The organism is Pseudomonas rubra (assembly GCF_028656935.1).
Lineage (GTDB): Bacteria > Pseudomonadota > Gammaproteobacteria > Pseudomonadales > Pseudomonadaceae > Aquipseudomonas > Aquipseudomonas rubra.
Map to the genome: position 1 here is coordinate 24,579 of NZ_JAMDGZ010000052.1, position 19,029 is coordinate 43,607.

The following is a 19,029-nucleotide window of genomic DNA, read 5'->3' on the forward strand; positions in this document are numbered from 1 at the left end:
GCAGAGGCAGGATTGCCGCTGGGGTGAGCTGGATCAAAAGCTCCAGCGCGTAGTCAGCATGAAGTTGCGCGGATCACCGTACAGGTTGCCGCCATAGGCGGTATTGCCGGCAATGCTCTGGTAGTACTTCTTATCGAACACGTTGTTCAGGTTCAAGCGTACGTCCAGGTGTTCGGAAGCCTGGTAGTTGAGCATCAGATCGACCAGGGTGTAGGCCGGCTGTTCGATGCGATAACGGCTCGGGGTTGCGTAGAAGTTGTCACCCTTGTAGTAGATCTCGCTCTGTCGGGTAAGACCACCACCGACCTTCCAGCGTTGCAGTTCGCCCGGCAGTTGATAGGTGGTGAAAGCCTTGAACACTTGCCGCGGAATTTCCGGCGCGAACAAGCGCCCTTCGTTGGCCGGGTCGCTGTCCTTGACGTATTTGACCTGGGCAAAGGTATAGCCTGCACCCAGCTCCCAACCCGGTAACAGGGTGCCGTTGACCTCAAGTTCGATCCCTTCGCTGCGCAGTTTGCCAGCAGCCTCCGAGCAGCTGGGCACCAACGCCGAGCACTCATTGATCTGCAGGGCCTTGGCGCGGTTTTGCTGATCGATGCGAAACACAGCTGCACTGGCATTCAGGCTGCCATCAAAGTACTCGCCCTTGATGCCGAGCTCGTAGTTCTTGCCCTCCATGGGCTCGATTGCAGCGCCCGCAGCATCCAGTTCCGACTGCGGTTTGAAGATGTCGGTGTAGCTGACGTACAGCGAATGGTGCTGGTCCAGGTCGTAGATGACACCGGCGTAACGGGTGACATGGCGCGTTACCGAATAGTCACTGCCGGTTGGCGCACGATTGCCGTTGCGGGTGCTGGTGTCGTTGTCGTACCAGTCCAGGCGCCCGCCCAGGATCAGCTTGAGGTCATCGGCCAGGTTGAAGCGGGTGGTCAGGTAGGTGCCGGTCTGCGAGGTCTTGCGGTCCTGGTGCCAGTAGCTGAGGTCCAGCTCGCGCTTGGGCAGCGAACCTGGGTCCCAGTTGTAGATATCCATGCCGATTTCGTCGTCGCTGTAGTTGCCCTTGCCTTCGAAGGTCAGCTCGCGCCGGCTGGTACCGATAACCAGCTCATGGGTCCGCCCGAGCAACTGGAACGGCCCCGAGGCATAGGCGTCGTAGCTGCTCTGCTCATCGTCGTAGTGGTACTGGCCCAGGTATTGGCCGAACACCTCGCCCTCATCGCCCATGCGTTCGGTCATGCTGCCGAGCATCTTCAGGTCCGACCAGGTACGGCTGGCCGCCAGCAACAGTTTCCAATCATTGGCCAGGCGGTAGTCCAGGCGAGTAAATACGGTGGTGTTGTCCTGGTCCCAGTATTCCCAGTCATTGCCCAAGTAGGTCTTGCGCGACAGGTGCAAGTCGCTGCCATCGATGGCGGTCGGCAAGCCGCCCCAGGTCGCGGTGTTGTTGACGCTCTGGTTGGAGACGCCGAGGGTCAGGGTGCTGTTGTCATTGAGGTCGGCCTCGCCAATGGCGTAGAACACCGAACGCTCGCTGTCGGTAACGTCCTGGAAGCTGTTGCGGGTCTGGTAGGCCGTGACCACCCGCCCGCGCAAGGTGGCGTTGTCGTTGAGCGGCCCGGAAGCATCCACTTCGCTGCGGTAGTTGTCCCAACTGCCGGCGCTGCCGGTGAAGCTCAAACGCGGGTCCGCCGTCGGGCGCTTGCGCACCATGTTGATGGCCGCCGACGGCGTGCCCGCGCCCTGCATCAACCCGGTGGCACCGCGGACCACTTCGACGTGGTCGTAGATGGCCATGTCGGGGGTCGAGTTCATGTCCCGCGACAGGTAATGCGACAGATCGCTCGACAGCCCGTCGTTCATCAGGTTTTCCACGATGAACCCGCGCGCATAGAAGGTCGGGCGATGCGGGCCGTCCTTGGTCATCGACATGCCGGGGGTGCTCTTGAGCACATCTTCAAGGCTGCGCATATTCTGGTCGTCCATGCGCTGGCGGGTGATCACCGTCACCGACTGCGGGGTCTCGCGGTTGGTCAGCGCCAGCTTGGTCGCGGTCTGCATCGGCCCGGTGGTGTAGGAGCCGCTGTCTTCGGTGATGCTCCCCAGCACCGCGCCATTGATGCTGGTAGCGCCCAACTCCAGGGCGCCGTTGGCGGCGGGCACGTCCACCAACACATAACCGTCGCTGCTCGCCCGGGCCTGCAACGCATGGCCCTGCAAAACCTTGGCGAAACCTTCCTGTACCGCGTAACTGCCCTGCAAACCGGCGCTGCTCAGGCCCGCCACCTGCCCGGCATTGAACGAGATGGCCAGGCCTGACTCCCGAGCATAGCGGCTCAACACATCGCCCAGCGGGCCGCCGGGAATGGCATAACGCTGTACCTGTTGCTGTGCTTGCAGGGGTTGAGCTACCAGCAACGGCAAGCCGCCAAGGGCAAAATGGACCGCCAGGGTCAGCGCGCGGCAAGGTTTGAATGGCTTGGGTGAAAGCATGTTCCCGACTCTCCGATGTATTGGGCTAATACAAGGACGCTCGGGCAACAGGAACTGGAAGCGTTTGATAATAATTTTTATTCGAGGACGACACGGGTCAGCCATGGCGTGTATTGCTCGACCCGGATCGGGAAACTGCGCGCCAGCAAACGCAAGGCCCGCTGGCTGTCGTCGACCGGCAGCACGGCGGTGACCTTCAGGTGTGCCAGCGCCTTGGCGTCGTACAGCAGGTAGCCCTGGTGATTGCGCGACAGGCGTTCGAGCACCTCGCTCAAGGGCTGTTCGCGCACCAGCATCTGCTGCCGGCCCCACGCCTGTTCTAGGCCCGGCGCATCCACCGGTTGCACTGCCTGCAGGCCCGAGGCGCCGAACTGCACCTGCTGCCCGGCATGCACCGTAAGGGTGCTGGCGCCGCTGCGCACTTCGGTGCTCGACTCGATCATCATCAGACGCGTGCTATCGCCCAGGCGCTCCACCACAAAGCGCGTGCCCAGCGCACGAATGCTGCCGTGCTCGGTGACCACCCGGAACGGCCGCTCGGCATCCTTGGCCACCTGCACCAGAATCTCGCCACTGACCAGGTGCAAGGTGCGGCTATGGGCATCGAACTGCAAGTCGACCGCCGAACGGCCATCCAGGCTGATGCGGCTGCCGTCAGGCAATTGCTCGCTGCGCCACTGACCGCTGCCGGTACGCAGATCGGCCAGCAGATACGCAGGCGGGTAATGCTGGAGCAAGGCAGCGCTGGGCAGCACTAGCGCCAGGCTGATGGCCAACGCCTTGAGGGCACGCTTGCCGGGCTGTGCTGCAGTCACCCGTTGCAGGGCCGCTCGGGCCGGGGCACGCGGTAGTTCGCGCAACGGCGCAAGGCTGCCTTGCAAGCGTTGCACGGCATCCCGGTGTTCGTCGGCTTCGGCCAGCCAGGCGCTGAACGCCTGCTGCTCGGCAGCACTGGGCTCATCGTCCAGGCGCACCAACCATTGCGCAGCCTCGCGCAGCACTGCGGCGCTAGGTGACGGGCTCACAGTGCCGACTCGCGGGCGGCGTGGCACTGCAGCAAGGCCTGGACCAGATCGTTCTGCACGGTTTTGCTCGAGACCTGAAAGCGCTCGGCGATCTGCGCGTGGCTCAGGCCTTCCAGGTGACGCAGGATGAACACCTGGCGAACCCGTGAGCTCATCTGCTCAAGGGCGCGGGCAATGTGTTCAAGAGCATTGACCGCCGCCAGCAGTTGTTCGGGCGACGGCGCCTGATCGAGGTGCTCGACGTGCCGCGCGAGTTCTTCACGGTAAGCCTGTTCGAGCTTTTGCCGGCGGCTGCGGTCAACCAGCAGGCGCCGCGCCACCGTGGCCAGAAACGCCCGCGGCTCGCGCGGTGCTACGTAGGCACCGGCACTGAGCAAGCGCACGAAAGTGTCCTGGGCCATGTCGGCAGCATTGTGCGGACACTCCAGGCGGCGCCGCAGCCACCCCAGCAACCAGCCGTGATAGCCCTTGTACAAGGTGTCGAGACTGTCGGCAGGAGGAGGCGCTTTCATCGGTACGGGCATTAAATGAGAATGGTTATATCTTAAGTGGCCTGGGCGGACGGATGCAATCCTCAAGGGCCCTCCTGCGCAGGAACGAATCAGAAAATATCTACACTTTGTTGATTATTCAATTTTACGTTGATAGCCTGATATTCATCACTCAACGCCTCACGAGCGTCTCATGAAGGTTTCCCGCCCCTTGCACAGCGAACACCAACTGATCCTCGGCATGCTGCACAGCACGCTGAAAATGCTCGGCCAGGTGCTCGGTGCCCATACTGAAATCGTCCTGCATGACGTGCTCAACCCGCAGCGCTCCATCCTCGCCATCGCCAATGGTCATGTCACCGGGCGCAGGGTTGGTGACTCCGTGCTCGGCGGGCCGCTCCATGACCTGGGCTTCGCCGCGGTGCGTCGGGCCATGAGCGACCGTTCCAGTAGCGAGCCGATCGTGGTCGAGAACTACCCTACCCTCGCCCCCGATGGCCGGCCGTTGCGCAGCTCAACCGTGGTCTATCGCGACAGCAGCGGGCAGCCGTTTGCCAGCCTGTGCATCAATGCCGACCTCAGCGCCATCACCACCGCCCATCAAGTGCTCGGCGGGCTGCTGGGACTGGCCGCGACACCTGCGCCAGTACCGGACGAATCCAGGGGCATGGAGCAGCTGATGGCACAGATCATCCAGGACGCCTGCCCCGGCGGCGTGCTGGGCATGAAGAAAGCGCAGAAACTGGACGCCGTGCGGCAGATGCAGGAACGCGGGCTGTTCATCGTCAAGGGCGGTATCGAGAAGGCCGCCGCCTCGCTCGGCGTAACCCGCTACACCATCTACAACTACCTGGAGCAGATCCGGGCGACAGACAACGGACAGGAATGATCAGCATGCAACTTGAAATCTTCCAGGTAGACGCCTTCTCTGACAGCGCGTTCGGCGGCAACCCGGCGGCGGTGTGCCCGCTCGAGGCATGGTTGCCCGACGCGACGTTGCAACAGATCGCCGCCGAAAACAACCTGTCGGAAACCGCTTACGTAGTGCGCAATGGCGAGCTGTTCGAGCTGCGCTGGTTTACCCCGACGGTAGAAGTCGACCTGTGCGGCCACGCCACCCTGGCGAGCGCCTGGGTGCTGTTCGAACAACTGGGCGAACAGTGCCAGATACTGCGTTTTGCCACCCGCAGCGGCGAGCTGCGGGTGCGGCGTGATGGCGCTCGCCTGGCCATGGATTTCCCGGCCAGGCAGCCCGTGCCTGTCGCCGTGCCAGACGGTTTGTTGGAGGCCCTGGGCCTGGAGCGGATCGAGGCGTTGTACCGTACCGATGATTACTTGGTGGTTGTCGAGGACCCGGCGCTGATCGCCGACCTGCAGCCGGACTTTACAGCGCTGGCCGCCTTTGACGTGCGCGGCATTGCAGTCACCGCCCCCGGCACGCACTTCGACTTCGTTTCGCGCTGGTTCGGCCCACGGGTGGGCGTCAATGAAGACCCGGTAACCGGCTCTGCCCACACCTCGCTGGCACCTTACTGGGCCGGGCGCCTGGGCAAGCGCACGCTCACCGCCGAGCAAGGTGGCGCACGCAAGGGCCAGTTGCACTGTGAAGTGCTGGACAACGGCCGAGTGATCATCAGTGGTCAGGCTGCGCTGTACATGCGCGGAACGATCTTTATCTGAGCAGAGCGGGCCACTGGCGAGCCAGCGGCTGGATACGATCGCGGGTCAAGCCCGCTCCTACAGGGTCGCGCAGACCTGTGGGGGCCGGGTTGACCCGAAATGGATTACCAGTCGTAGGTCATCTCAAGCGACGCCACCCGCTCCTGCCCGTAGTAGCAACCAAACGAGTAGTTACAGTCCGAGACATACTCGCGGTCAAACAGGTTCTGCACATTCAGGCTGGTCTGCAGCCCGCGCAGGCTCGGGTCGAGCTTGCCCAGGTCGTAGCTGATGGTGGTGTCGTAGACAACGAACGACGGCACATCGAACGAGTTGGCCGAATCCCCCGGCTTGCGCCCGGTGTAGCGCGCTCCCGCACCGACGGTCAGGCCGTTGAGCGCGGCCTGGGTGAAGTGGTAGTCCGCCCACAGGGTTGCCGACACTGGCGCTTGCGCCTCGGAACGGTTGCCCTCATCGCCATAGTTGCTCTTGGTGTAGAACGAATCGATGTAGGTGGCTGCTGCCAATACGTCGAGATTGTCCAGGCTAGTCTTGAGCTCCAGCTCCACGCCGCGCGAGCGCACTTCGCCGTCCTGGCTTTCATACTCGGGGTAGACCTTGTCGCCTGTCTTGACGTTTTTCTGGGTCAGCTCGAACACCGAGGCGGTGATCAGGGTCTTGTCCAGCGGCTGGTACTTGACGCCGATTTCATACTGCTCGCCCTCGGTCGGTTCGAAGGCCTTGGCGCCGCGCTGCGGTGCGCTGGTGCCAATCGTCGGCAGGAACGACTGCGAGTAGCTGACATAAGGCGCCAGACCAAACTCCGTCACATAGGTCAGCCCTACCCGGCCGGTGAACTTCTGGTCGTTCTGTTCGACGATGCTGTGCGCCAGCAGGTCTTTGTTCTCGACCTTGGCCCAGTCCTGGCGCCCGCCGATGGTGAGGATCCACTGGTCAAGCTTGATCTGGTCCTGCACATACAGGCCAGTCTGGCCGATGGTGTTGTCCCACTTGGTGGTCAGTTCCGGCACCACATCGTCCGTGGGGTAGTTGCTCGGGTTGTACAGATCGACCGGGGCCACGCCGTAGGCGTTGTAGCCGGTGTAGGTGCGGTTGAAGCGGCGGTAGTCCAGGCCCACCAGCGTGGTGTGCTGCAGGCGGCCGGTGTCGAACTTGTACTCCAGATTGTTATCGAGGGTGTAGGCGGTGTTGTGCTGGCGCCAGTCGAGCTTGGTGCGGGTGGCGTGGGTCTGGTCGATCACACCGGCAGCATCGCTGACGAAGCCACGCAGATAGAAGCCCTTGTAGCGGTCGCGAATGTCAATGTAACGCGCGGTCTGGCGGTACTTGAGGTCGTCGCTGAAGGCGTGGCTGAAGTCGTAGCCCAGCACATACTGGTCGCGCCGGTAGTCGTTGTAATGGGAGTCGCCCAGAAACGCGTCGCGGTCGATGCGCTGGCCGTTGGGGCCGCGATCGAGCGAACCGATTTTCGGCAAGGACTGGTAGTCGGCCAGGCCGTCATCGCGCTGCACCTGGGCATACAGGGTCAGCGCCGTGTCTTCGTTCGGCGCCCAAGTCAGGCTCGGCGCCAGCAGCATGCGCTGGCTATTGGTGTGATCGAGCTGGTCGTTGCCCTTTTTCGCCACGCCGATCAGGCGGTAGCTGAGGGTGCCAGCCTCATCCAGCGGGCCGCTGAGATCAATGGCACCGTTGACCCGGCTGTAGCTGCCCAGGCCGAACTTGACCTGGTTGCGTTGCTCGCGGGTCGGCCGTTTGGAGACCATATTGATCAGGCCACCCGGCTGGTTCTGCCCGTACAGCACCGACGACGGGCCCTTGAGTACTTCGATGCGCTCGAGGGTGTAGGGGTCGATCTGCGGTGCGCCGCCCAGGCTGCCAGCGTATGGCAGGTAAGCGCCATCCAGGTACAACGGTGTCGGGGCGAAGCCGCGGCTGGTGATCTCGTCGGCAATATTGTTGCGGTCGGTAAAGCCGTTGACGCTCAGGCCCGGGGTGTAGCGCAGGGCCTGGGTCAGGTTGCGCGCGCCCTGGGTTTCGACCTGGGCGGCGGTGATCACGTTGACCGCCTGGGGGATTTCCAGGAGCGGTGTGTCGGTCTTGGTGCCGGTGGCACTGCGGGTGGCGACATAGCCGTCGACCGGCCCGTAGGCGGACTCGACGGCCTTGCCGTTGATGCTGGTGGCATCCAGTTGCACGCTGGTGTCATCGCCGGCACCTGGCAGCAACGAGTAGCTGCCGCTGTCCTGGCGCACCAGTTGCAGGTTGCTGCCGGCCAACAGCTGGCGCAAGCCGGCCTCGACGCTGTAGCGGCCATGCAAGCCTGGCGATTGCCGGCCACGGGTATCATTGGGCTGGAACGACACGGTCACCCCGGCGCTGGCGGCAAAGCGGGTCAATACCGACTCCAGGGAGCCTGCGGGGATATCGAACTGGCTTTCAACCCGGGTGTCAGCCCAAGCGGGTGCCGCGACCATCAGGGTGGCGCCGGCCCCTGCCAGGGCGGAACCGAACAGCGCAGCCTGGACAGCACGGCGCAAAGGGGTGAATGCGCGGAGGTTGCGGGTGGAGTCTGGATTACAAAGGGACATGCAGTTTCCTTTCGCCCGTTGGCAGTGGTGGGTGGCGTCTGAGGCGCCTCTACCTACAAGTCGAATGAGAATCTGAATCAACACCCCCCTTGTGAAAATAATTCTCCGCTGTGGCTCAGGCAGGTTCCACCCGGACCCAGAAGCGGCTGAACTGACGAATGCGCACCGGCAAGGTGCTGCTCAGGTTGGCGAGAATGTGATCGCTGTTGCCCAGTTGGAACGCCCCGGAGATCCTCAGATCGGCCACCGCCTGGGCACAGCCCAAGTGCCCGGGGCGATAGCGCTGCAGTTCGCTGATGAAGTCGTCCAGGCGCCAGTCGTGCACCACCAGCAGGTCGCGCAGCCAGGCATCGGCGTCGGGGTTGGCCATTTGCAAAGGGCTGATCGTGGCGCGATCAAAGCTCAGTTGCTGGCCGGCTTCGACCCGCACAGGCCTGTGCAGATCAGCACTGCAGCGTACTTCCACAGCATGCGCCTGTACGCTCACCTGGGTGCGCTCGGCGTCGCGACGGACGATAAAGCGCGTGCCCAACGCGCGAATGCTGCCTTCGCTGGTATGCACCATGAAGGGCCGAGCCAGGGTATCTTTTGCCGTCTCGATGAGGATCTCGCCGCTGAGCAGGCGCAGTTCGCGCAACTGATCGCTGTAGCGGATATCCACCGCAGTGGCGGTGTTCAGGTGCAACTGGCTGCCGTCCTGCAGACGCACGCGGCGACGCTCGCCGGTACCGGTGCGCTGGTCGGCCATCAAGGTCGGTAAGGGTGTGCTGTGCCAGGCCAGGGTCCCTGCCCCACCTGCGGCCAGCAGGATCGACAGCACCTTGAGCACTTCGCGGCGCTTGGCCTGGGCGCTGGCCAACATCGGCCGGGCGACACCCGGGCTGACCTGGGCAAAGGCGCCTTGCACCCGCTGCAAGCGCTCCCAAGCCTGGCGGTGGCGCGGATCACCCGCCAGCCATTGCTGGTGGGCAAGGCGGGTTGCCGGGGCCGGCGCTTCGCAGCGCAGTTCGACAAACCAGTGGGCTGCCGCTTCAAGGGTGGCGCGATCCAGGCGCTGGGCGTTCACGGCTCAGTCCTCGGCCAGCAGCAGGCAATGGGTCAGTGCGCGCACGGCGTGCTTCTTCACCGTGTTCACCGCCAGGTTCTGGCGCCGGGCGATTTCCACATAGCTCAGGCCATCGAGCTGGGCCATCAGGAAGATCTCGCGGGTCTTGCGGCCCAGACCGTCGAGCATGGCGTCGATTTCCATCAGGGCCTCGATCACCAGGGCACGGGTTTCCGGCGAGATGTCGAGTAGCTCGGGGCGTGCGGCGAGGGTTTCCAGGTAAGCCTGCTCCAACGCGCGGCGGCGGAACAGGTCGATCATCAGGCTACGCGCCACGGTGCTCAGGTACGCCCGCGGCTCACGCAGTTCAGGGGCCTTGCGCAGGGTCAGGACGCGGATGAAGGTGTCCTGGGCAAGGTCCGCGGCATGCTCGCGGCAACTCAGGCGTTTGCGCAGCCAGCCGCACAACCAGGGGTGATGCTCCTCATACAGCGTATGCACGGCGAGTTGCAGCGAAGGGTCAGCGCTGGACATGGAGACGGCCTGGGGAAAGTTATCTGGTAATGAATCTCATTCATTATAGGTAGATCCAAATTTCCCAGGCAAGCCGGATTGCAGTTGTCGCGCTATCCACCAGGACAACGGCAAGGTCAATAGCAGGATTGCCGCCAGGCCCATCACTGCCGCCGTGATGCCCGCGCCATCGCCTATTCGCCCGAACACCAGCGGTGCCAGCGCACCACCGCCAATGGTACCGGTGTAGAACAAGGCGAAGGCCCGATCACGCTTGCCCGCCCCCACCAGCTGCGGCACTACACCGTACAGCACCGACGAGGTGCCATTGAGCACCAGGCCCAACAGTGGCAACAGCGCCAGCATCGGCGTCAGCGGCAAAAACAGCACCAACACGATCAGCAGCGCAGTCAGCGACTCGGTGAGCCAAACGGTTTTCATCGTGCCGATGCGTGCACCGAGGTAGCCACACAGCAGCTTGCCGAAGGCGCCACCAATGAACAGCAGCATCAACGCCAGGCCGATACCGGCAGAGCCTGTACCCTTGCCTTGCAGCAGGAACGGCAGAAAGGTGAGAAAACCCATGCGTACCGCACTGTCGAGAGTGCCGGTCAGCAGCAAGGCGACCAGGCCGCTGCTGGAGTCGTTGCCACTGCCAGTGACTCTTTTTTGCGCTCGCGCCACCGACGATGCTCGCGGCGCAATCAGCCACCAGAGCACGGCGGCAGCAGCCAGGCCAAGCAGGCCCAGTACAGTGACGCTGGTTTGCCAACTGGCCACCAGCAACAGCAAGCCGACACCGGCAGGCACCAGCATCTTGCCAATATCGCCAGCAAAGTTGTACTGCGCCAGCGCCTGCTTGACCCCACCGCCGGCCTCATGGCTATCGCTGACCAACGACGAGGCCAGCGGGTGCTGAGTACTGGCGCCCAGGCCGCCCAGCAACAGCGCGACCAGCAGTACACCCAGGCCACTGGCCTGCCCGGCAACCAGGTAGGCCAGCCCGGCCAGGGCGGTACCGCCGACCAGCAGGCGCTCGCGCCCCCAGCGTTTCGCCGCACGGCTGGCCAGCAACTGCAGGCCGGCCATCATCCCGGCATAGGCACCGCGCAGCAGGCCAACCTGGGTAAAGCTCAGGGCAAACTGCGCCTGCCACAGCGGCAGCAAGACATAGATGACATCGGTGAGGCCATCGTGCACGGCGTGGGCCAGGCTGGCGGCAAACAGTGAACGGCGGCGGATGTTCATGCAATCAAGGCTCGGGCGGGAGGACCAGAGCCTTTATAGATTACGGTTTTTGTGTATGACCAATACCGATTTCAGACCGATTGATACCTGATCAGTACACCGCGCCCACCGGATAGACGAACGCATTGACGTCATAGAACGGCGTGCGCTCATAGAACCAATGCAGGCGAGCGCTGGGGCTGGCGGCGAAGGCCTTGTCGCTCTTGAGTTTCTTATCGAATTCGGCCTTGAGCTGCGGGCTTTCGGCGAGCATCTTGCGCGCCATCGGCTCCATCACGTATTCCTCAGGCTCCTCGGCTGCCACCAGGGTTGAGTTGAAAAAGCCCCAGGCCCAGAACGAGTCCGGGCTTTCGGGGTACAGCAGGTTGACTGCCAGCACACCCAACGGCTGGTCGGTATCGATCAGCACCGAGCCTGCTGGGAAGGTCTGCAAACGCTCCAGCGGTTTGGCCACACCGCTGACCAATAAGCGCCCTTCGTACCCCGGGATCTGGTTGCTTTGCGTGCGATCAGGCTCAAAGCCGCCCGCCACCTTGACCTCGTCCATGCGATACAGCGTCACCGCAATCGGCGTCGGCTTGTCGAGGGTGGTCATGCGGATGCCATGGGCCTTGAGCCGGGCAATCACCTCGCGCCACTGCCCCGGCACCACGTACTGGCGGGGCCGTTTGACCATAAGGTCCGGCTCGGTGTTACCAGTGACTGGCACATTGAGCTTTTTCGCGGTGTTGCTCCAGACAATGGTCCTGGCGCCGGTGATTGGCGACTGCTCGTAGCGGTAATCACCGACAGTAAATGCCGTGGCCTGTGCCTTGCCCGGTTTCCAGGTCAGGGTCACCTGCTCCTGGGCTTCAAGGCGCTCGCGGTCCTGACGGATGGCTTCGTTGAGCGACAGCGCCTGATCGCCGATCACCTGGAACATGCTCTTGAGCATCACGTAATTGCCCAGCACCTGGGTCTGGTACGGGTGCAAGGCGTGTTGCTCGATCAGGATCGAGGGTACATTGCGGATGTCGCCGTACTGGTTGGAAAAACGCGCCAAGTCAGTGCGGTATGGGTAGTAACCCTGGCTGGGGTCCTGGTTGCTGTTGAGGCTGATGCACTCGTGCACTACATGACCGTCGGCTTCCAGCGCCTGGTACACCGGCGCGCGCATGACCTTGTCCATCCAGGCGCTGCTGGCCGGCGACCAGCCATTGCCGTTATGGCAATAGGAGCTGTCGTAGGGGTACATGGCGCCGTCGGTGGAATGGGTGTCGGCAAAGAAACTCAGGTCATAGGTGTTGAACACCCAGGCAACATTGCGGATCTCGGCACTGTCGAGTTTGGTGAAATCACGGTTGAGGTTGTAGTTCAGGCCATTGACCCGCCAGCCGGTTTCATCCGGGCCATTCTGGTTGATCCGCCCGTAGGCGCTGCGGCGCAGGTCGCCGTCGACATTAACGGTGGGAATGAACAGGATGTTGACCTTCTGCAGCAAGGCGGCTAGCGGTTTGTCACCGCTGGTCATGTCACGCAAGAGCATGAACATCGCGTCCTTGCCATTGGCCTCACCCGGGTGGATTTCAGCCTCGACGAATATCGTCGGTTTGCCCGACTCGTTGAGCCCGGCGGGCGATTTGTCGACCTCAAGGGAAGCGATCGCCATCAACATCGGGTGACCTTCGGCACTTTTTTCCGGCAGGTCATTGAGCACGATACTACCCCCGGAGGCAGCGGCCAGGCGGGTCATGTAGGCGCGGGTTTCGTCGTAGTTGCTGGTCTGGCGGAATGCGCTGGCCTCAGCCTGGGTGATCAGCGGGTTGTCCGGTTTGGCAAGGTAGCGGATGCTGGTCAGGGTCTGGGCAAACATCGGCGGCAAAATGCGCTGCTTGGCAGCCGGCAGGTAACCACTATCGTCGATATAGGACGGTGCGCTGGGCAACGCCGCCAAGGATGGCAGGGCAGCGCCCAGCAACAGCGCGACAACGAGGGGCTGCAAAAGCGGGTGTTTCATGATCGATCCCTGTCATGAGAAGCAGGTGCTCACCTTAAACCACAATGTGTAACCAGACGAGAGCCAGGCCGAGGTGTGGCTGGGGGGGGCAGTATGGCGCTGGAACTCAAGCGAAAACCACGCTGTACTCATGGGCACGGTGCAGGGAAATCCCGTCGGCTTGCTCCACCGCCAACGGGTGGCTGCTGGCGCTTAGCGTCACGCTGGGCCGCGAGGTCGGGCCGCTGAGTTGCAGTTGACCTTCGAGCCCCAGGGTCTGTGGCAGGTTGGGGATGCTGTTGGCCAGGCTCACGGCAAAGGGCGGCTCGCCCGCCTGGTGCTCATCACGCCACAGTTCGCAGACGCGCTCGAAATCCCGCGCCTGCAGTTCGACCCAGATGCCGATGCAGTAGTTGTCGTTTTGCTGCGCCACAGCCAGTGGCAGCAATGCCCGCAGGAAAAACCGTTCGCCGGCGATCACGCACCAGTCGTTGTTGTGCCTGGCGTTGTGTTCGCGTTCCTCGGGGCTTAACGCGAACAACGCATCGGGTCGCCGAAACGCCAGTTCCCCTGGGTCATGCGCATGGTCCGCGCCGCACTGACTGCACGTGTTCAAAGCTGCCTCCTGCAATAGATCGAGTCGTTTGGGATGGCGACTCTATCAGGCTCGCAGGGCAAAGTTGAGCTGCGGCTGATTGCCCCAACCGTCTAACCGCGGTTTTTCTGGTCTATGGTTAAGGGTTCAGCCCTTGCAACCCACCTGCGCAGGACGCTCAGGTGCTTACTCAAAGGAATGCCTCATGGACGAGAAACCGCTGCTGCACAAATGCCTCGGACTACTCTACAGCCTGTTCTGCTATGTCTTTTCGATGCTGGTGCTGGTGTATTTCGTCGGTTTTATCGGGCCGCCACAGGTGCCCAAGGACATCAACTCGGGGCCGACGACTACCTGGTATTTTGCCGCTTTGATTGACGTAGCACTGATCAGCCTGTTCGCCCTGCAACACAGCGGCATGGCCCGCAAAGGCTTCAAATCATTCTGGTTGCAATGGGTGGCAGCGCCTATCGAAAGGGCCACCTATGTACTGTTCAGCAGCCTGGCGCTGAGCCTGATGTTCCTGCTCTGGCAACCGATCGCGCTGACGTTGTGGGATATCCAGGCGCCTGTGGCTCGCGGACTGATCAATGGCCTCTACTGGCTCGGCTGGATCATCGTCTTGCTGGCCACCTTCCTGCTCAGCCACTTCGAACTGTTCGGCCTCAAGCAGGCCCTGGATGCTTTTCGCCCGCACGGGAGCGAAGCGTTCACCTTCAAGACGCCGTGGTTGTACAAACTGGTGCGTCACCCCCTATACCTGGGTTTTCTCATGACCTTCTGGGCGACCCCGCACATGACGGTCGGGCATTTGCTGTTTGCCGGAGTGAGTACCGTGTACATCCTGATTGGCACGCTGCTGGAGGAAAAAGATCTGCAGCAGCTGTTTGGCGAGCAATATCGACAGTACCAGCGCCGGGTAGGAATGTTGTTGCCGTTTCTGCGGCGCAGGTAGATTGATCGCGGGGCAAGCCCCGCGATGCTTTTTGGTTACACCGACGCCTTCAACATGCCGCGCTCGACAATAAAATCGATCACCCGCTGCAACCCCTGCCCGGTCTTGAGGTTGGTAAAGGTCCAGGGCCGCTCCGGACGCATGCGCTGGGTGTCCTTTTCCATCACCTCCAGCGAAGCCCCCACGTAAGGCGCAAGGTCGATCTTGTTGATTACCAGAAAGTCCGACTTGGTGATCCCCGGCCCGCCCTTGCGCGGGATCTTCTCACCTTCGGCAACATCGATCACGTAGACGGTCAGGTCCGCCAACTCCGGGCTGAAGGTGGCGCTCAGGTTGTCGCCGCCGCTCTCGACGAAGATCACTTCCAGGTTGCCGAACTTGCGCGCCAATTCTTCCACCGCCGCCAGGTTCATCGACGCATCTTCGCGGATCGCAGTGTGCGGACAACCGCCGGTTTCCACGCCGACGATGCGTTCGGCGGCCAGGGCGCCGGCTTCGGTGAGGATACGCTGGTCTTCCTTGGTGTAGATGTCGTTGGTCACCACGGCGATTTCATACTGGTCGCGCATGGCCTTGCACAGGGCTTCAAGCAGCGCGGTCTTGCCGGAACCGACCGGGCCGCCGACACCAACGCGCAGGGGTTGCTGATAACTTTGCATAGGGCTTCCTCAAGATCGGAACAATCGGGTGTATTGGGTTTCGTGGCATGCCGAGGCGATGGCGAGCAATGGCAGGCCGCCGCCGAGCTGGTCATCTCCAAGGGTCAGGGCCGCTGCCAGGACATCGGGCAAGGCTTCGCTCAGGTCACGCAGCAGGGTCTGCGCCGCTTGCTGGCCGAACGGCACCAGCTTGACCCCGGCCATCACCGCGCCCTCAAGCCAGGCATAGCCGTGAGCGAGGGCCAGGTCAGGCAAGCGGATATCCCAGTGCACGGCCAACCAGGCCATGCCGCTGAGCTGGGTAAGCTCAAGCGAGGCACGCCACTCGGGCGCCTGGCCCAGTTGCCAGCCGTCAAGCAGGCGAGTCAGGGCCATGCCGCGCTGGCGCTCTTCCAGGCGCAGTTCGGCGGTTTCGCGGTTGGCCAGCAAGAAAAGGCTCCAGCGCGCAAACGCTTCGGCGTCACCCTCCAGGCACGCCTGATACAGCCGCGCCAACAACGGCCAGTCGAGGTGGCCCAGGGTGTCCTCGATCTGCTGGCGCTGCCAGGCGCGAAAACCTTCGGCGCCTTGCACCCAACCGGCCTCCACCGCCCACTCCAGGCCTTGCGAGTAGGTAAAACCACCCACCGGCAGGCTAGGGCTGGCCAGTTGCAGCAGGCGCAGCAGCTTCAGTTCGTTGCTCATCAGCCCGCCAGCACGAAGGCGGCACCGGCCAGCAGGCCGCCACCGAAGGCTTTCTGCAGCCCTTTATGGCGACGCAACAGGCAACCGCCAGCAAAGCCTGCCAGCAACAGCAGGCCACTGACGCTGACAAAGCCTGCGCTGAACACCCAGAACGCGCCCGGACTGGCTTCAATACCGTGGGCCCACCCGTGGAACAGGGCGAACAGTGGCATGGCCAGGGCCAACGCTACTTGGCGGTTGGGCAACAGCAGCGCGGCGGCGGCCACCAGCAGCGAGCCGATGATCATTGCTTCCATGCCGATCACGCCGCCGAACAGGTGGCCCATCAGCGCCCCGCCGAACATCGCGCCCAGGGTCAGCAACGGCAGCGCCAGGCTACGCCCGGTCAGGGCGGCGAGTACGCCGGTGCCGAGCAACATCAGCAAGTGATCAAGGCCCGTCAGCGGGTGCAACAAGCCATCCTGCAGCGGGTTGGCGTCATGGCCTGGGTGGGCAAAGGCCGGCACGGCAATCAGCAGCAACGCAAGGGTCATGAGTTTTTTCATCGAGCAATCTCCTTATCAACAATCAGTGGTGTGCAACGCGAACGAACAGGTGGTCACTGTGGGCATGGCTGTGCGGGGCACTCTGGTAGGCGCCGGCCTCAGGCTCAAACGGCGCCTTTTCAAGCATCACCTCAAGGCCCAGGCCGCGGACCATCTCATCCAGCACAGGGTCGTGCTGATAGCGCAGCAAGCCGGCCTCGACCTGCAGCGGGACATGGCGGTTGCCCAGGTGATAGGCGGCGCGGGTCAATAGCAGCGGGTCGACGCAGCGCACACTGGACACCTGCTCGGCTGCCGCCAGTACGCGAATCACCTCACCGCCCTGCTCCTCGCCGAGCAATTCGCCACCGCGCAGCAACTGGCCGCGTTCGAGCATCAGGCCGGCCTCGCGGCCATCGTCGAGGGTGACGCGCACGCGGCTCTTGATCCGTGTGTCGATGGTGAGGGTGACAGTGCCGCTTACCGTAGAGGCATCGCTCAGGCGACGGGTCAACAGAATCATGCTCGCTCCTTAAAACAGAAAATAACGCTGGGCCATCGGCAGCACCGTGGCCGGCTCACACACCAGCAGCTCACCGTCGGCGCGTACCTGGTAGGTTTGCGAATCGACTTCGATCATCGGCAGCAGGCCGTTATGGACCATGTCGCCCTTGCGCACCGTGCGGCAGCCGCGGGCCTCGCCGATCAGGCTGTGCAGCCCCAATTGCCGGTGCACGCCGCGGTCGATCGCAGCCCTGGACAGGAAGGTCATGCGCGTGGCATGGCGCGCGGCCCCGAGAGCGCCGAACATCGACCGGTAGTGCACCGGTTGCGGGGTCGGGATTGAGCCGTTGATATCGCCCATGGGCGCCATGGCGATCATCCCGCCCTTGATCACCAGTGCAGGCTTGACCCCGAAGAACGCTGGCGCCCAGAGCACCAGGTCGGCCAGCTTGCCGGCTTCCACCGAGCCCACTTCGTGAGCAATGCCGTGGGTCAGGGCCGGGTTGATGGTGTACTTGGCGATGTAGCGTTTGACCCGGAAGTTGTCGCTGCGGGCAGTGTCTGGCGCCAAGGGGCCACGACGCAGCTTCATCTGGTGCGCCACCTGCCAGGTGCGCAGCACCACCTCGCCGACCCGGCCCATGGCCTGAGAGTCGGATGAGGTCATGGAGAACGCGCCCAGGTCATGGAGGATGTCTTCGGCGGCAATCGTCTCGCGGCGGATGCGCGATTCGGCGAAGGCCACGTCCTCGGCAATGCCCGGGTCCAGGTGATGACAGACCATGAGCATGTCCAGGTGTTCATCGACAGTGTTGCGGGTGTAGGGCAAGGTCGGGTTGGTCGAGGACGGCAGCACGTTGGCGAAGGCGGCAGCGCGGATGATGTCCGGCGCATGGCCGCCGCCCGCTCCTTCGGTATGAAAGGTGTGAATGGTGCGCTCGCCAATGGCCGCCAGGGTGTCCTCGATGCAGCCGGACTCGTTGAGGGTGTCGGTGTGGATTGCCACCTGCACGTCAAGCGCTTCGGCCACGCTCAGGCAGCAATCGATGGCCGCCGGGGTCGAGCCCCAGTCCTCGTGCAGCTTCAGCCCCACCGCACCCGCCTCGATCTGTTCGCGCAGGGCTTCAGGCCGCGAGGCGTTGCCCTTGCCCAGCAGGCCGATGTTGATTGGCAATTGGTCGGCGGCCTGGAGCATGCGCGCCAGGTACCAGGTCCCCGAGGTGCAGGTGGTGGCGTTGGTGCCAGTGGCCGGCCCGGTGCCGCCGCCAATGAAGGTGGTGATGCCCGAGGTCAGCGCTTCTTCCACCTGCTGCGGGCAGATGAAGTGAATGTGCGAGTCGATGCCACCGGCGGTGACGATCTTGCCCTCGGCGGCAATCACCTCGGTGCCCGGCCCCACTGGCAGGGTCACCCCCGGCTGGACATCGGGGTTGCCGGCCTTGCCGACGCCGACAATGCGTCCATCCTTGATGCCGATGTCGGCCTTGACGATCCCCCAGTGGTCGATGATCAGCGCATTGGTCAGCACCAGGTCCAGTGCTTGCGCGGCGAGCATCTGGCCCTGGCCCATGCCGTCGCGGATGACCTTGCCGCCACCAAACTTGACCTCCTCGCCATAGACCGTGAAGTCCTTCTCGACCTCGACCCACAGTTCGGTGTCGGCCAGGCGCACGCGATCGCCCACTGTCGGGCCGAACATATCGGCATAGGCCCTGCGCGAGATCCGGCTCATGCCTGCGCCTCCAGCGGGCCCATCACCTTGGCCTGAAAGCCATAGACCTCACGCTTGCCGCGGTAGGGCACCAGGTTAACGGTGCGCGCCTGGCCCGGCTCGAAACGCACCGCGGTGCCGGCGGCGATGTCCAGGCGAAAGCCACGGGTCGGCTCACGTTCGAACACCAGGGCGGTGTTCACTTCATAGAAGTGATAGTGCGAGCCGACCTGCACCGGCCGGTCGCCGTGGTTGGCAACGGTGACGCTGATCCGCTCAAGGCCTGCATTGAGTTCGATGTCGCCGTCGGCGACCTGTATTTCTCCGGGAATCATCCTGCGC

The 19,029-nt window shown here is 63.2% G+C and carries 18 protein-coding genes; 3 read left to right on the forward strand and 15 right to left on the reverse strand.

All coding sequences use genetic code 11. The annotated features are described in order from the left end of the window. Positions 1 to 33 precede the first annotated feature (33 nt). The 3 genes from M5G17_RS22220 to M5G17_RS22230 form a co-directional block, all read right to left on the reverse strand. Positions 34 to 2,490: a TonB-dependent siderophore receptor gene (locus M5G17_RS22220; RefSeq protein WP_273895040.1), complete on the reverse strand. Its 2,457-nt coding sequence runs from the start codon at positions 2,488 to 2,490 to the stop codon at positions 34 to 36. Between the two features lie 77 nt (positions 2,491 to 2,567). Continuing rightward, positions 2,568 to 3,515, reverse strand: a complete 948-nt coding sequence (locus tag M5G17_RS22225) for a FecR family protein (protein WP_273895041.1) — start codon at positions 3,513 to 3,515, stop codon at positions 2,568 to 2,570. Beyond that, positions 3,512 to 4,027, reverse strand: a complete 516-nt coding sequence (locus M5G17_RS22230; RefSeq protein ID WP_273895042.1) for a sigma-70 family RNA polymerase sigma factor — start codon at positions 4,025 to 4,027, stop codon at positions 3,512 to 3,514. The genes M5G17_RS22225 and M5G17_RS22230 overlap by 4 nt, the downstream gene beginning before the upstream one ends. Positions 4,028 to 4,199: 172 nt before the next feature. On the opposite strand from M5G17_RS22230, the gene M5G17_RS22235 reads away from it, so the two are divergent. Together M5G17_RS22235 and M5G17_RS22240 are read left to right on the forward strand one after the other, a co-directional pair. Further along, complete coding sequence (locus M5G17_RS22235; RefSeq protein ID WP_273895043.1) at positions 4,200 to 4,895, forward strand: helix-turn-helix transcriptional regulator; 696 nt, start codon at positions 4,200 to 4,202, stop codon at positions 4,893 to 4,895. A 5-nt stretch (positions 4,896 to 4,900) separates the two neighbouring features. Next, positions 4,901 to 5,686, forward strand: coding sequence for a PhzF family phenazine biosynthesis protein (locus M5G17_RS22240; protein ID WP_273895044.1), 786 nt, complete (start codon positions 4,901 to 4,903; stop codon positions 5,684 to 5,686). A gap of 104 nt (positions 5,687 to 5,790) precedes the next feature. On the opposite strand, the gene M5G17_RS22245 is transcribed toward M5G17_RS22240, so the two are convergent. The 6 genes from M5G17_RS22245 to M5G17_RS22270 form a co-directional block, all read right to left on the reverse strand. Next, positions 5,791 to 8,274, reverse strand: coding sequence for a TonB-dependent siderophore receptor (locus M5G17_RS22245; RefSeq protein WP_273895045.1), 2,484 nt, complete (start codon positions 8,272 to 8,274; stop codon positions 5,791 to 5,793). 115 nt (positions 8,275 to 8,389) lie between these two features. Next, positions 8,390 to 9,340 (reverse strand): FecR domain-containing protein, encoded by a 951-nt coding sequence (locus M5G17_RS22250; RefSeq protein WP_273895046.1) that lies wholly within the window; start codon positions 9,338 to 9,340, stop codon positions 8,390 to 8,392. Between the two features lie 3 nt (positions 9,341 to 9,343). Next, on the reverse strand, positions 9,344 to 9,853 hold the full coding sequence (locus M5G17_RS22255) for a sigma-70 family RNA polymerase sigma factor (protein ID WP_273895047.1): 510 nt from the start codon (positions 9,851 to 9,853) through the stop codon (positions 9,344 to 9,346). 36 nt (positions 9,854 to 9,889) lie between these two features. Next, positions 9,890 to 11,080, reverse strand: coding sequence for an MFS transporter (locus tag M5G17_RS22260; RefSeq protein WP_273895048.1), 1,191 nt, complete (start codon positions 11,078 to 11,080; stop codon positions 9,890 to 9,892). 91 nt (positions 11,081 to 11,171) lie between these two features. Further along, positions 11,172 to 13,076: a M14 family metallopeptidase gene (locus M5G17_RS22265; RefSeq protein ID WP_273895049.1), complete on the reverse strand. Its 1,905-nt coding sequence runs from the start codon at positions 13,074 to 13,076 to the stop codon at positions 11,172 to 11,174. 106 nt (positions 13,077 to 13,182) lie between these two features. Further along, positions 13,183 to 13,671: a DUF2199 domain-containing protein gene (locus tag M5G17_RS22270; RefSeq protein WP_273895050.1), complete on the reverse strand. Its 489-nt coding sequence runs from the start codon at positions 13,669 to 13,671 to the stop codon at positions 13,183 to 13,185. Between the two features lie 184 nt (positions 13,672 to 13,855). Here M5G17_RS22270 and mddA point away from each other — a divergent pair, with 184 nt between their 5' ends. Continuing rightward, on the forward strand, positions 13,856 to 14,605 hold the full coding sequence (gene mddA, locus M5G17_RS22275; protein ID WP_273895051.1) for a methanethiol S-methyltransferase: 750 nt from the start codon (positions 13,856 to 13,858) through the stop codon (positions 14,603 to 14,605). Between the two features lie 35 nt (positions 14,606 to 14,640). Here the strand turns inward: mddA and ureG are convergent, their stop codons facing one another. The 6 genes from ureG to M5G17_RS22305 are packed head-to-tail and all read right to left on the reverse strand — an operon-like array spanning position 14,641 to position 19,022. After that, positions 14,641 to 15,264, reverse strand: a complete 624-nt coding sequence (gene ureG, locus M5G17_RS22280; RefSeq protein ID WP_273895052.1) for an urease accessory protein UreG — start codon at positions 15,262 to 15,264, stop codon at positions 14,641 to 14,643. A gap of 9 nt (positions 15,265 to 15,273) precedes the next feature. Beyond that, positions 15,274 to 15,948, reverse strand: coding sequence for an urease accessory protein UreF (locus tag M5G17_RS22285; protein WP_273895053.1), 675 nt, complete (start codon positions 15,946 to 15,948; stop codon positions 15,274 to 15,276). After that, a complete protein-coding gene (locus M5G17_RS22290) occupies positions 15,948 to 16,493 on the reverse strand; it encodes a HupE/UreJ family protein (RefSeq protein WP_273895054.1) in 546 nt (181 codons plus the stop codon). Before M5G17_RS22290 ends, M5G17_RS22285 begins: the two co-directional genes overlap by 1 nt. 22 nt (positions 16,494 to 16,515) lie before the next feature. Then, on the reverse strand, positions 16,516 to 16,995 hold the full coding sequence (gene ureE, locus M5G17_RS22295) for an urease accessory protein UreE (RefSeq protein ID WP_273895055.1): 480 nt from the start codon (positions 16,993 to 16,995) through the stop codon (positions 16,516 to 16,518). Between the two features lie 9 nt (positions 16,996 to 17,004). Further along, positions 17,005 to 18,708 (reverse strand): urease subunit alpha, encoded by a 1,704-nt coding sequence (gene ureC / locus M5G17_RS22300; RefSeq protein WP_273895056.1) that lies wholly within the window; start codon positions 18,706 to 18,708, stop codon positions 17,005 to 17,007. Beyond that, positions 18,705 to 19,022, reverse strand: a complete 318-nt coding sequence (locus M5G17_RS22305) for an urease subunit beta (RefSeq protein WP_273895057.1) — start codon at positions 19,020 to 19,022, stop codon at positions 18,705 to 18,707. Before M5G17_RS22305 ends, ureC begins: the two co-directional genes overlap by 4 nt. Positions 19,023 to 19,029 lie beyond the last annotated feature (7 nt).